We start from the raw sequence: 13,105 nt of genomic DNA, 5'->3' as shown, positions 1-13,105 counted from the left end.
CGCCCTAGACCGTAGCGATGCGGGAACGCGGGTCGAAGAACCCGATCAGCAGGTCCACCACGAGGTTGACCACCAGGATGAGCGCGCCGTAGACCAGCACGATCCCCTGCACCAGCGGGTAGTCCCGCTGGGTGATGGAGCCGACCACCACCTGCCCGATGCCGGGCCAGGCGAACACCGTCTCCACGAACACGCTGCCCGCCACCAGCGACCCGAGCACCAGACCGGCCGTGGTCAGCGTGGGCGCGAGCAGGTTGGGCAGCACGTGCCGCAGGTACAGCCGGGTGCGGCTCATCCGCTTGGCGCGGGCGGTGCGCACGTAGTCGGTGTCCAGCACGGTCAGCGTCGCCGCCCGCACGATCCGGGCCAGCGCGCACACCGCCCCGAACGCCAGCGCGGCCACCGGCAGCACGTAGGACTCGGGCCCGGACTGCCCGGCCACCGGCAGCAGCCGGGCGTTCACCGACAGCACCAGGATCAGCACCGCGGCCACCACGAACACCGGCACGACCGTCACGAACCCGGTCACCGCGGAGAACACCGCGTCGAACACCTTGTTCCGGCCACCCCGGACGGCCTCGGCGGCGACCATGCCCAGCGGCACGCCGACCACCAGGATCACCACGATCGCGAGCAGCGCGAGTTCCAGCGTGGCGGGCATCCGCTGGGCGATGACGTCCGCGACCGGCAGCCGCTTGCTGTAGGACACGCCCAGGTCGCCCTGGAACAGGTCGGCCCAGAACCGGAAGTACTGGGTGACGATCGACTCGTCCAGGCCCAGTTCCGCGCGCCGCCGCGCCACCTGGTCGGCGGTCGCCTCCGGACCCAGCGACAGCCGCGCCGGGTCGCCGGGCAGCAGCCGCACCATCAGGTACGCGGCGGTCACCAGCACGACGACCGACCCGACGAGCCGGACGAGCCGGCGGACCAGGTAGCGCGCCAGCGGGTGTCGGACCGCGTCGGGCGCCCGCTCCCCCGGCGGGGCGTCGGCGTCGACGTCGAGTGTTGGGGTGGACATGCGGCAATCCTGCGGTTGCGACCCAGATCACTTCGTCGGACGATCCGACCGAACTTCTACCGCCGGGTAGTGGGATCCGACAAGACCGTCGCTCAGCCGGTGCGCGCGAACAGCCGACCTGCGAACAGGTGATCGACTCCCTCGTGGACGAGCAGCGCGAACTCGCGCTCGGCGCCGTTGAGCGCGAACCCGAACCGGTTGCGCGCCAACGGGGTCACCGCGCCCGCCTCGGGACCGGTGCCGGAGGTCTTCTCGGTGAGCCGCAGGACCAGCCCGGAGCCCTCCGGCACCAGCTCGCAGCGCAGCGAGGTGGTCTCGTAGACGCCCGCCACGGCGGCGAGGTCGGCCCGTGCCGCGTCCGGCCCGACCGACGGCACCGGCCGGGTCAGGCCCAGCTCGGCGCTGATCGCGTCCACCAGCTCCTCGGCCAGGGCGGGCCCGTACTCGGAGTTGGTGAGCACGCAGAACGCCAGCCCGAGGTCCGGGAACGCCGCCAGTTCGGCGAGCTGGCCGCTGGTGCTGCCGTTGTGCTGGACGGAGGTCGCCGCGCCCCAGTCGGCCAGCGACCAGCCCAGCCCCCACCCGGTCGACGTGGACAGCAGCCCGGACAGGTCGACCTGGGTCCGGCGCATCAGCCGGGCGGACTCGGCGGACAGGATCCGCTCGCCGTTGAGGCCCACCCCGTCGCGCAGGTGCGCGGCGGTGAACCGGAGCAGGTCGGCGGCGTTGCCGGTGACCAGCCCGGCCGGGCCGACCGAGCGGGGCAGCTGCCAGGTCGGCACGGGCACCAGCTCGCCGGTCTCCGGGTGGCGCACGTGGCCGATCGCGGTGCGGTGCAGCGGCGCGTCCCCGATCAGGCTGATCACCCGGTCCAGCTCCAGCGGCGCGCAGATCCGCTCGGCCAGCACGGCGTTCCAGGTCCGGCCGCGCAGCACCTCGACGATCCGCCCGGCCACCCCGAACCCGGAGTTGCTGTAGCTGAACGGGCCGCCCGCGCCGGTCACCCGCGCGGCGTCGGCGAGCGTGGCGACGTAGGACTCCAGGCAGTCGTCGTTGTCCCCGGTGTCGGTGAACAGGTCGCCGTCGATGCCGCTGGTGTGGGTGAGCAGGTGCCGCACGGTGATCTCCGGGCCGTGCTCCGGGTCGGCCACCCGGAAGCCGGGCAGGACGTCCACGACCTTCGTGTCCAGCGTCAGCAGGCCCTCGTCCACCAGCTGCATCACCAGCGTGGCCACCCACACCTTGGTGATCGAGCCGTAGTGGAACAGCGTGTCCCCGGTGACCTCGACGCCGGTGGACAGCCCGGCGACGCCGGCCGACAGCACCCGGGTCCGGCCGTCCGGGGTCAGCAGGCCCACCTGGAAGCCGGGCACCCGGTGGCGGGCGGCGACCTCGTCCAGCCGGGCCTGCCAGTCGTCTCCGGCGAGCAGGCCGGCGTCCACGTCCACCATTCGTCGTTCCTCTCGTAGGGGGCTGCACGGCCGAGCGTGTCGATCCCCGGCTGGTCGGGTCATCGGCAGAACGCACCAACCCGACCCTGCCGGCTTGTCGGTCGCGACGACGTGCCCGCCACCCCGTCCGTGGTGGACTGGTGGGCATGGTGCTGCTGCGTGGCGGCCGGGTGCTCGACCCCGGCACAGGTGTCGACCGGGTCGCGGACGTGCTGGTGCGGGACGGGAAGGTGGCCGAGGTCGGGCCGGCGCTGCCCGTGCCGGAGGGCGTGCCGGTCGTGGACGTCACCGGCCTGGTCGTCGGGCCGGGTTTCGTCGACCTGCACAGCCACGTGCACAGCATCGCGGGCCACCGCCTGCAGGGCATGGACGGCGTGACCACCGCGCTGGACCTGGAGTCGGGCCTGACCCCGATCGGCCGGGGCTACGCGCAGGCCGCCTGGGAGGGCCGGCCGCTCAACTACGGCTTCTCCGCCTCCTGGGGCGCGGCCCGCGCGCAGGTGCTGATGGGCCTGGAGCCCGACGCCGACTTCCGCAGCGGCCTGCACCTGCTCGGCGACCCCCGGTGGCAGCGCTCGTCCAGCCCGGCCGAGCTGCGGGCGTGGGTGGAGGTGCTGGAGCGGGAGGTCGGCGCGGGCGCGCTGGGCATCGGCGTGCTGCTCGGCTACGCGCCGGACACCGACCCGGCGGAGTACCTGACGATGGCCGCGATGGCCGCGCGGGCCAACGCGCCGATCTACACCCACGTGCGGGAACTGGTCGAGGCCAACCCGGACACCCCGGTCGACGGGTCGTTCGAGGTGGTCCGGGCCGCCGCCGAGACCGGTGCCCCGATGCACCACTGCCACGTGAACAGCACGTCCCGGCGGCACGTCGACCGGGTGCTGGGCCTGCTGGAGAAGACCCGCGCCGAGGGGTCGCGGGTGACCGTGGAGGCGTACCCGTACGGCGCGGGCAGCACCGGCATCGGCGCGTTCTTCCTCGCGCCCGAGCGGCTGTCGGCGTGGGACATCACGCCGCGCGACATCATGATGGTGGAGACCGGCGAGCGGCTCGCCGACGTGGGCCGGCTGCGGCAGCTGCGGGAGACCGACCCGGCGGCGCTGTGCGTGGTGTCCTTCGTGGACGAGGAGAACCCGGCCGACGCGGCGATGCTGCACCGCGCGCTGGCGTTCCCGGACGCGATCGTGGCCAGCGACGCGATGCCGGTGCTGTGGCCGGACGGCACCCACGAGCGCCGCGAGTGGCCGTTGCCGCCCAAGGGCCGCACCCACCCGCGCACGGCGGGCACGTTCGCCAAGTCGCTGCGCCTGATGGTCCGCGAGACCGGCGCGTGGTCGTGGCTGGAGGCGTTCCGGCGGTGCTCCTGGCTGCCCGCCCGGGTGCTGGACCCGATCGCGCCCGCCGCGCGGGCCAAGGGCCACCTCGGGGTGGGCGCGGACGCCGACATCGTGGTGCTCGACCCCGAGCGGATCACCGACACCGCCACCTACCTCGACCCGACGCGCCCCTCGGTCGGCGTCCGGCACCTGCTGGTGGCCGGCACGTTCGTGGTGCGCGACGGGGACGTGGACGTCGACGCCCTCCCGGGCCGTCCGCTGCGCGGCGAGCCCGCGTAGCACCCCGCGCGGGCGGTGTCCCGGTTGGTGGACCGGGGCACCGCCCGGCGCCGTCAGGCGACGAAGGCGCTGCGACCCCGGTGGCGGGTGAGGTCGTCGCCCTCCCCGCCCGGCCGGATCATCTGCACGAGGTCGCCCTCGCACTCGCGGTCGTCGAAGACGAACACGTTGTCGTCGGTCAGGTTCAGGATCTCCTCGTAGCCGTAGACGTCGAAGCAGCCGCTGGGGTCTTCGAGTGCCCGGCCGGAGAGCAGCAGCACGCCCTCGGCGGCCGACGCCGGCACGGCGGTGGCCAGGACGAGTGCCCCGGTGGCCGCCCAGACGGCGATCCCGGCGGTGGTCCGGGCGGTGAGACGTCGAGTCATCTGCTTGTCATCCCTCGTTCGGCTGTGGGCGACCGCGGCCCATGTCCGTCCAACGTGGACCACGGTCCCCACCGACCGCACGGCGATACGCCCGACCGGGTGGGCTGAACACCGGCCGCGCCGGCGGTCACGCTGGGTCAGCGGCCCGGCGCGGTCGACTCGACGCCCTTGATCCGGCCCTCGCGGAACGCGTCCACGAACAGCCGGTGGTCCTCGCGGGTGCGCTCGGCGTAGCGCAGGCCGAACTCCACCATCGACTCGGTGAACTCCGCCTCCCGGCCGTCGACCACCCGCGCGATCGCCTCCTCGACCTGGAAGTCGACCAGGGTCTGGTCGGAGTCCGAGTCGGACACGCAGTGCGCCTTCGCGGTCGCCCGGCCCAGGTACTCCAGCACCGGCCGCATGTCCGCGGGTTCGGTCAGGTCCGACCAGTCCAGATCGGACTCGTACGGCGACAGCTCGGCCACCACGTACCCGACGCCGTCGATGGTGGTGTGCCCGAGCCACGGGTCCGCGTGCGCCTGCAACGCCCGCTGGGAGACCGCCGTGCGGTGGCCGTGGTGGGTGAAGTACTCCCGGATCCGCTCGTCGGCGACGATCCGGCTGGGCGCGGCGACGTTGGCCTGCTTCATGGACAGCACGACGTCGTTCTCCAGCGCCTGGGTGCGCCCCTCCACCAGCACGTTGTAGGCCGACAGCCCGGCCGACCCGATGCCGAAGCCGAAGCGCCCCACCACGTCCTTGACCGCGTAGCTCAGGCTGCTCGCCGCGCGCTTGCCGCTCGGGATGGTGTCCAGGTACGCCTCGAACGCCGCCACCGCCTTGTCGCGCTCGGCGTCGTCCAGCTCGCGGGTGCCCTCGCGGTCGCGGCGGAACCGGCGTTCGTGGTCGACGATCACCGTCTTCTCGTTGAGCAGGTCGACGCGGGTGGCCAGCCGGGCGCGCAGCAGCACCTGGCGCAGGACGCCGTCGGTGTTGTCCAGGCGCAGGCCGAACAGCTCGTCGCCGGGGTTCTCGGCGAACGAGCGCACCTGGCGGACGTAGGCGGCGACGTAGCCGCGGATCAGGTCGGCGATGGTGTGGTCGGGCAGGGCCTTGCGCCAGCCGAGCAGCGCGAGGCTCGCCGCGAACCGGCGGACGTCCCAGGTGAACGACCCGAGGTACGCCTCGTCGAAGTCGTTGACGTCGAACACGAGCGTGCCCTCGGCGTCCATGTAGGTGCCGAAGTTCTGCGCGTGCAGGTCGCCCTGGATCCAGACCCGGCCGGTGCGCTCGTCGGCCCACTGGTCGGGTTCGTCCGCCATGTCCGCGTAGAACAGGCAGGCACTGCCCCGGTAGAAGGCGAACGGCTCGGCCGCCATCTTCCGGAACTTGTGCCGGAACGCGGCCGGGTCGGCCGACATCAGGTCCGCGAACGCGTCCTGGAGTACGGCCACGATGCGGTCGCCGCGGTCAGTCACGACGGTGCTCCTCTCGACGGCCGGACGCTAGTCCACGCCGGGCCGCCTCGGGGCCGACTCGCACACCCGTTCGCCCGCAGTTCAGCGGGCCGCCCGTGATGTCGGGTTCGCCCGGTCGGCCCAGCCCCGGCACACACTTCTGGTTCACCTTGCGTTCATCTGGAGTTTGCCCCAACCGGTTACCCCGGGAGGGCCAGTCGTGAACAGGAGGCACCCGTTGAACAAGACCGCCGACGAATTCGTCGCCGAACAGCTCGAAGGTCACCTGGCCGTCGTGGACGCCCGCCTGATCGACCACTACCCCGCCGTGCCCGCCGAGGAGATCCGCCGCCTGCGCCAAGAGGAGTCCGCGCGCCTCTCGGGGGCGCGGATCACCTCGTTCGTGGCGATCCTGGTCGAACGCGCCACCCGGCAGCGCCTGACCGGGCGGACCTGACCCGGACGCGGCCACCCGGTCAGCGCCGGGTGGCCGCCACGACCTGCGCCGCGATGATCTCCTCCAGCGGCGTGCACTCGTACGGGTCGGTCGACGTGCGGACGGTGATGCCGCCGGTCCGGCCGGTGATGAACCACCCGGACCCGCCGGCGGCCAGGCAGTCGCGCAGCGCCAACTCCTCCGCGCCGGCGATCATCCCCACGTGCAGCGGGGAGCCGAGCACCGCGTACACGTCGCCCTCGGCCAATCCCCGGTCCCGGGCGTCGCGCCGGTCGCGGACCCGGTGCAGCGTGCTGCCGAGCCGGAAGACCCGGTCGTCCCGGCTGATCGCGACCTTGCTGACCTGCCACACCTCGGCGTACGGGGTGTAGTTCGCCGGGCGGAACAGCGACGGCTTGCGGCGCGCGATGACGTGCACCGACCGCGCGCCCGCGGCCCGCAGCCGGTCCCGGCCTTCGGCCAGCAGCGCGCGCAGCCTCGGCACCGCGGCCTCCGCGACCGCGTCCGCCTCCTCCTGCCGCGCCTTCGCCGCGGCGTCCCGGCGGTCGGCCTCGGCGGTAGCCTTGCGTATCGCGTCGTCCAGCATCGGGTACCCGGTCCGTTCTGCGCGGCGGTCGACACCGCGGCACGGTGTCGACCGCTGCATCGCGGCGACCGGACGGCCCGTTACCGGCCCGTTCAGTCGATGTCGTAGGCGAGGTTCGGGCGCAGCCAGCGCTCGACCTCCCCCACCGAGGTGCCCAGCCGCTTCGCGTAGTCCTGGACCTGGTCGCGGCCGATCCGCCCGACGGTGAAGTACCGCGACGCCGGGTGCGCGAAGATCAGCCCGCTGACCGCCGCCGCCGGCGTCATCGCGAACGACTCGGTCAGCGCGAGCCCCGCCCGGTCCGCGCCGAGCAGGTCGAACAGCGGCTGCTTGAGGCTGTGGTCCGGGCTCGCCGGGTAGCCCATCGCGGGCCGGATGCCCCGGAAGCGCTCCGCGTGCAGGTCCTCCAGCGACGGCTCCGAGCCGGGCTCGAACCACATCCGCCTGGCCTCCAGGTGGATGTGCTCGGCGAACGCCTCGGCCAGCCGGTCGGCCAGCGCCTTGGTCATGATCGACCGGTAGTCGTCCTGCTCGGCCTCGTACTTCGCGGCCAGCACCTCCGCGCCGTGCACGGCCACCGCGAACCCGCCCAGGTGGTCGCCCTCGGGCGCGATGTAGTCCGCCAGGCTCCGGTTCGGCCGGCTCGGCGGCTTGGTGGTCTGCTGGCGCAGCATCGGCAGCCGCACCCGGCCGCCGTCGAGCACCAGGTCGTCGCCGTCGGACGTGGCGGGCCAGAAGCCGAGCAGCCCGCGCGCCTGGAACGCCCCGGTCGCGATGATCTCGTCCAGCAGGGCGTTGCCGTCGTCGAACAGCTCGCGGGCCACCGGCTCGTCCAGGATCGCCGGGTACTTCCCCTTGACCTCCCAGGCCAGGAAGAAGAACTGCCAGTCGATCATCGCCCGGAGCACGTCGAGGTCCGGCTCGAACAGCCGCACGCCGGTGAACTCCGGCACCGGCAGGTCGGCGAAGTCCACGACCTCCCGGTTCTCCCTGGCCTTCGGGAAGGTCAGCAGCGCGACGCTGCGGCGCTCCTCGTGCTGCTTGCGCAGCCGGTCCTGCTCGGCGTGGTTGCGCGCGGTGAGCGCGTCCGACCGGTCCGCGTCCAGCAGCTCCGACACCACGCCGACCACCCGGGACGCGTCCTGCACGTGCACGGTGGTGCCCTCGTACGCGGGCGCGACGCGGACCGCGGTGTGCTGGCGGGACGTGGTCGCGCCACCGATCAGCAGCGGCAGCTTCACGCCGCGGCGCTGCATGTCCGAGGCCACCGTGACCATCTCGTCCAGCGACGGCGTGATCAGCCCGGACAGGCCGATCGCGTCCGCGCCCTCGGCCACCGCCGTGTCGATGATGACCGCCGACGGCACCATCACGCCGAGGTCGATCACCTCGTAGTTGTTGCAGCCCAGCACCACGCCGACGATGTTCTTGCCGATGTCGTGGACGTCGCCCTTCACCGTGGCCATCACGATCTTGCCGGGCCCGCGCCGGGTGTCGATCCGGCCCTCCAGCCGGGCCTTCTCCTTCTCCGCCTCCATGTACGGCTCCAGGTAGGCCACCGAGCGCTTCATCACCCGCGCGCTCTTGACCACCTGCGGCAGGAACATCTTGCCCGCGCCGAACAGGTCGCCGACCACCTTCATGCCGTCCATCAGCGGACCCTCGATGACCTCCAGCGGCCGGGCGGCCTTCTGCCGGGCCTCCTCGGTGTCCTCCTCGATGAAGTCCACGATCCCGTGCACCAGCGCGTGCGAGAGCCGCTGCTCGACCGGGGCCTCCCGCCAGGACAGGTCGGCGACCCGCTTGGTGCCCGAGCCCTTGACCGTCTCGGCGTGCGCGACCAGCCGGTCGGTGGCGTCCGGGCGGCGGTCGAACAGCACGTCCTCGACCAGTTCCAGCAGGTCCTTGGGGATGTCCTCGTAGACCGCGAGCTGACCGGCGTTCACGATGCCCATGTCCAGCCCCGCGCGCACGGCGTGCAGCAGGAACGACGAGTGCATCGCCTCGCGGATGATGTCGTTGCCCCGGAAGGAGAACGACAGGTTCGAGATGCCACCGCTGGTGCGCGCGCCCGGACAGCGCTGCTTGATCCGGGGCAGCGCCTCGATGAACTCCTTGGCGTAGCCGTTGTGCTCCACGATGCCGGTCGCCACGGCCAGCACGTTCGGGTCGAAGATGATGTCCTCGGGCGGGAACCCGACCTGCTCCACCAGCAGGTCGTAGGCGCGGGCGCAGATCGACACCTTGCGGTCGGCGGTGTCGGCCTGGCCCTGCTCGTCGAACGCCATCACCACCACGCCCGCGCCGAAGTCGCGGATCGCGCGGGCCTGCGCCAGGAACGGCTCCTCGCCCTCCTTGAGGCTGATCGAGTTGACCACGCCCTTGCCCTGCACGCACTTCAGGCCCGCTTCGAGCACGCTCCACCGGGAGCTGTCGACCATGATCGGGATCCGGGCGACCTCGGGTTCGGTGGCGATCAGGTTGAGGAAGGTGGTCATCGCCTCCTCGCTGTCGAGCAGGTCGGCGTCCATGTTGACGTCGAGCAGGTTCGCCCCGCCGCGCACCTGCTCCAGCGCCACGTCCACCGCGCCCTGGTGGTCGTCGGCCTCGATCAGCCGGCGGAACCGCTTGGACCCGGTCACGTTGGTGCGCTCGCCGATCATCACGAACCCGGTGTCCGCGCCGATGGTGAACGGCTCCAGGCCGCTGAACGAGGTGGCCGGGGCGGGCCCGGTCGACTCCCGGCCGGGCGCGAGGTCGCGGACCGCGTCGGCGATGCGGGCGATGTGCTCGGGCGTGGTGCCGCAGCACCCGCCGACCACGTTCACGATGCCGGAGTCGGCGAACTCGCGGAGCAGCCCGGCGGTCTCGTCCGGCGTCTGGTCGTAGCCGCCGAACGCGTTGGGCAGCCCGGCGTTGGGGTGCGCCGCGGTGTAGGCGGAGGCGATCCGGGCGAGTTCGGCGACGTGCGGGCGCATCTCGGTCGCGCCCAGCGAGCAGTTGACGCCCACCACCAGCGGCTCGGCGTGCTCGACCGACCGCCAGAACGCCTCGACGGTCTGCCCGGACAGCGTCCGGCCGCTGAGGTCGACGATGGTCACCGAGATCCACAGCGGCAGGTGCGGCGCGACCTCGCGGGCGGCGGCCATGGCGGCCTTGGCGTTGAGCGTGTCGAAGATGGTCTCGACCAGCAGCAGGTCGACGCCGCCCTCGTCCAGCGCCGCGATCTGCTCCGCGTAGGTCGCCTTGACCTGGTCGAACGTCACCGCGCGGTACGCCGGGTCGTCCACCCGGGGCGACAGCGACAGGGTGACGTTGAGCGGGCCGACCGACCCCGCCACGAACCGGCCGCCGACCTCGTCGGCCGCCTGCCGGGCCAGCTTCGCGCCCTGCACGTTCATGTCGCGGACCAGCGACTCCAGCCCGTAGTCGGCCTGGGCGATGCCGGTCGCGGTGAACGTGTTGGTGGTGGTGATGTCCGCGCCCGCCGCGAGGTACTGGCGGTGGACGTCGAGGATCACGTCCGGCCGGGTGATGTTGAGCAGGTCGGGGTCGCCGGTGACGTCCTTGTGGTGGTCGTGCAGGAAGTCGCCGCGGTAGTCGGCGGGGGTGAGGCCCGCCGTCTGGAGCATCGTGCCCCACGCGCCGTCGAGCACGGCCACGCGGCGGTCCATGAGCTGCCGCAGGGCGTCGATCTTCGCCGATCCGTTCATCCGGACACCTCCCATTGACATGGAAGGCGCCCTTGTCCGGTGGTCACCGGGGCGAGCGTGGCGGATTCGCATCCGTTGCAGCGCCTCTCGCTCCCAGGGTTCCCAGCATACCGAAAGATCAACTTCCGACGCCCTCTGCCCACTTCCGGTTCCACCATGTGGACAGGATCGGCCACACGGCGTTCACCTGGCCGAACACCGCACCGGCGGGGTCCCGGCCACCGCCGGCGAACGCCGCCACCCTAACCCGCTCGCGTTTCGCGCGAACCCTTCCTTTACCCGAATAGAATTCACGTAAAAGTGGTGCCCGATCAGCCGGATCGCCGGACGTCTTCCGGCGGGCGTTCAGTCGCCGATCTTGTTCTGCTGGTCGATCAGCCAGCCGTCGCCGGAGCGGACCAGCGTGTAGACGTTCACCTCGGTCTCGCTGTGCCCGTCGCGGTAGTCGAGCGTCACCCGCGCGGTGACCCGGTCGCCGTCCGCCCGCACGTCGGAGAGCCGCGCCTTCGCGACGGTCGACCAGAACCCCTGGTACCCCGCCGGGGTCAGGGAGCGACCGGCCTTGAAGTTGTCGGTCAGCCTGGCGAAGGCCGCGTCGGCGTTGCCGGGCAGCGACTCGTAGTAGTCGGTCAGCGCCTTGTCCGGCCCGACCGGTCCGGACGCGGTGGTCGACGTGGTGGTCGGCGCGGTGGTGGTCGGGCCGCCGCTCTGCCCGGTCGTCGCCTCGCCGGTCGGCTGGTCCGCACCGGTGGGCTGGTCCTGGCCGGCCGGCGGTTCACCGGCCGCGGTCGTGGTGGTGCCGTCCTGCCCGCCGGGCGGCTGCCCGCCCATGTTGAGGACGACCACCAGCACCACGCCGAGCAGCACCACCAGCCCGGCGACGATCAACACCACCCGCCGGCGGACCCCGTCCGACTCCTCGGCCAGGCCGGCCCGGACCGGCGCGGGCGCTGCGGGCACGGGCGCGGCGGGCACGGGCGCTGCGGGCACGGGCGCGGTCGCGGCCGGCACGGTCGCCGCCGGGGTCGTCTCGACCGGGGTTTCCCGGACCGGGGCCGTCTCGACCGGCGGCACGTCGACCGCCGGTTCGTCCCGCACGGTCTCCGCCGCCTCGACGGCCGCGTCCGGCGCGGGAGCCTCGGGTGCCGGCTCGACCGGCGGTGTCGGGACGGGCGTCGCCTCGGCGGAGGGGACCTCGACCGGCGGCGTCGTGAACGGCAGGCCCGCACCGGGCAGCGCCGCCGCGCCGGCAGCCGCCGCGTCGGGGGCAGCGGGCTCCGCAGCGGCATCGGGGGCGGGCAGCGGCACGGAGGGGCCGGTCTCGGCCGGCGGGGCGAGCACCGGCAGCACGATCCGGGTCGCGGCGGCGAAGGGCAGCGCCTCGGCCAGCACGGTGGCCGGTTCCGCGGAGCCCTCGGCGAGCATCCGCACCGCCTCGGCCATGGTGGGCCGGTTGTCCGGGTCGCGGTCGAGCAGCCGGGCCAGCACCGGGGCGAGCGGTCCGGCGTTCTCCGGCGGCGGGTACTTGCCCTCGGCCGCCCGGTGCAGCAGCAGGATCGGGTTGCCGTCCACCCCGAACGGCGGCGTGCCCTCCAGGGCCGCGTACAGCGTCGCGCCCACCCCGAACACGTCGGACGGGAAACCCTGCTCGGCACCGAGCGCGACCTCCGGCGCGAGGTACGCGGGCGTGCCGACGAGCATCCCGGACGCGGTGAGCGTGCCCTCGCCGGCCACCCGCGAGGTGCCGAAGTCGGTCACCTTCACCGTGCCGAACTCGGTCACCAGCACGTTGCCGGGCTTGACGTCCCGGTGGATCACGCCGGCGGCGTGCGCGGACGCGAGACCCGAGGCGAGCTGGTGGCCGATCCGGCGCACCTCGTCGTGCGGCAGCGCGCCCCGGTCGGCCAGCAGGGTCGCCAAGCTCTGCGACGGCAAGTACTCCATGACCAGCCACGGCCGGTCGTCGTCCTCCACCACGTCGTAGAGCGCGATCACGTTGGCGTGCTGGAGCCGGGCGGCGATCCGACCCTCGCGCACCGCGCGCTTGGTCGAGTCGGCGTCGAAACCGTTGCGGGTCAACAGCTCCTTGACCGCCACGATCCGCCGCAGCCGGGTGTCCTCGGCCCGCCACACGACACCCATGCCACCCGCGCCGATCCGGTCCGTCAGCCGGTACCGGCCCGCGATGGTGCGCTCCTCCACCACTGCTCCCATTCCCGCGGCGCGCGTCGGGCACCCATGACCCGATCCAGCGACCTTCGAACGTGTGTACCCGACCACGATGCCGGCCAAGCGTCACCTCATCGGCGAGCACCCGGCGGTGTGTCGCGCGCGGCGACCCCCGGCCGGGTCACCCGTAATCCCCGGGGAAATGGTCGCGCGATATCGAAAAATGGACCGTGGTTAGCCTTACCTAATCATTACTCGGGTTGCGACCTTGTTTTACCGGTGGCAATG

The 13,105-nt window shown here is 72.9% G+C and carries 9 protein-coding genes; 2 read left to right on the top strand and 7 right to left on the bottom strand.

Features of this window, described 5'->3' with window-relative positions:
• Positions 1 to 4: 4 nt before the first annotated feature.
• Entirely contained in the window at positions 5 to 1,018 is a 1,014-nt protein-coding gene (locus AC0HI0_RS01800) for an ABC transporter permease (RefSeq protein ID WP_480930462.1), read from the bottom strand.
• Between the two features lie 92 nt (positions 1,019 to 1,110).
• Positions 1,111 to 2,469 (bottom strand): serine hydrolase domain-containing protein, encoded by a 1,359-nt coding sequence (locus AC0HI0_RS01795; RefSeq protein ID WP_480930461.1) that lies wholly within the window; start codon positions 2,467 to 2,469, stop codon positions 1,111 to 1,113.
• 146 nt (positions 2,470 to 2,615) lie between these two features.
• Between AC0HI0_RS01795 and AC0HI0_RS01790 the strand changes: the two genes are divergently transcribed.
• The gene (locus tag AC0HI0_RS01790) at positions 2,616 to 4,088 is read left to right on the top strand and encodes an amidohydrolase family protein (RefSeq protein WP_480930460.1); all 1,473 of its coding nucleotides are present in this window, start codon (positions 2,616 to 2,618) and stop codon (positions 4,086 to 4,088) included.
• Positions 4,089 to 4,141: 53 nt separating this feature from the next.
• Here the strand turns inward: AC0HI0_RS01790 and AC0HI0_RS01785 are convergent, their stop codons facing one another.
• Positions 4,142 to 4,453: a hypothetical protein gene (locus tag AC0HI0_RS01785; RefSeq protein WP_480930459.1), complete on the bottom strand. Its 312-nt coding sequence runs from the start codon at positions 4,451 to 4,453 to the stop codon at positions 4,142 to 4,144.
• A gap of 137 nt (positions 4,454 to 4,590) precedes the next feature.
• Positions 4,591 to 5,856: a DUF2252 domain-containing protein gene (locus tag AC0HI0_RS01780; RefSeq protein ID WP_480934234.1), complete on the bottom strand. Its 1,266-nt coding sequence runs from the start codon at positions 5,854 to 5,856 to the stop codon at positions 4,591 to 4,593.
• Between the two features lie 256 nt (positions 5,857 to 6,112).
• On the opposite strand from AC0HI0_RS01780, the gene AC0HI0_RS01775 reads away from it, so the two are divergent.
• Positions 6,113 to 6,349, top strand: coding sequence for a three-helix bundle dimerization domain-containing protein (locus tag AC0HI0_RS01775; RefSeq protein WP_480930458.1), 237 nt, complete (start codon positions 6,113 to 6,115; stop codon positions 6,347 to 6,349).
• Positions 6,350 to 6,368: 19 nt separating this feature from the next.
• Here AC0HI0_RS01775 and AC0HI0_RS01770 read toward each other — a convergent pair whose 3' ends face one another.
• The 3 genes from AC0HI0_RS01770 to AC0HI0_RS01760 form a co-directional block, all read right to left on the bottom strand.
• On the bottom strand, positions 6,369 to 6,935 hold the full coding sequence (locus tag AC0HI0_RS01770) for a hypothetical protein (RefSeq protein ID WP_480930457.1): 567 nt from the start codon (positions 6,933 to 6,935) through the stop codon (positions 6,369 to 6,371).
• Between the two features lie 92 nt (positions 6,936 to 7,027).
• The gene (gene metH, locus AC0HI0_RS01765) at positions 7,028 to 10,648 is read right to left on the bottom strand and encodes a methionine synthase (RefSeq protein ID WP_480930456.1); all 3,621 of its coding nucleotides are present in this window, start codon (positions 10,646 to 10,648) and stop codon (positions 7,028 to 7,030) included.
• 345 nt (positions 10,649 to 10,993) lie between these two features.
• The gene (locus AC0HI0_RS01760) at positions 10,994 to 12,850 is read right to left on the bottom strand and encodes a serine/threonine-protein kinase (RefSeq protein WP_480930455.1); all 1,857 of its coding nucleotides are present in this window, start codon (positions 12,848 to 12,850) and stop codon (positions 10,994 to 10,996) included.
• Positions 12,851 to 13,105 lie beyond the last annotated feature (255 nt).

It is taken from the genome of Saccharothrix sp. NBAS 001 (genome assembly GCF_056640475.1).
Note: the sequence above shows the minus strand (reverse complement) of the source record. Positions and strands in the feature narration are given on the sequence as shown.

Excerpts from the sequence above, each read along its gene's own strand:
- AC0HI0_RS01800 (WP_480930462.1), bottom strand. The coding sequence starts at position 1,018 with ATGTCCACCCCAACACTCGACGTCGACGCCGACGCCCCGCCGGGGGAG.
- AC0HI0_RS01795 (WP_480930461.1), bottom strand. The coding sequence starts at position 2,469 with ATGGTGGACGTGGACGCCGGCCTGCTCGCCGGAGACGACTGGCAGGCC.
- AC0HI0_RS01790 (WP_480930460.1), top strand. The coding sequence starts at position 2,616 with ATGGTGCTGCTGCGTGGCGGCCGGGTGCTCGACCCCGGCACAGGTGTC.
- AC0HI0_RS01785 (WP_480930459.1), bottom strand. The coding sequence starts at position 4,453 with ATGACTCGACGTCTCACCGCCCGGACCACCGCCGGGATCGCCGTCTGG.
- AC0HI0_RS01780 (WP_480934234.1), bottom strand. The coding sequence starts at position 5,856 with ATGTCGGCCGACCCGGCCGCGTTCCGGCACAAGTTCCGGAAGATGGCG.
- AC0HI0_RS01770 (WP_480930457.1), bottom strand. The coding sequence starts at position 6,935 with ATGCTGGACGACGCGATACGCAAGGCTACCGCCGAGGCCGACCGCCGG.
- metH (WP_480930456.1), bottom strand. The coding sequence starts at position 10,648 with ATGAACGGATCGGCGAAGATCGACGCCCTGCGGCAGCTCATGGACCGC.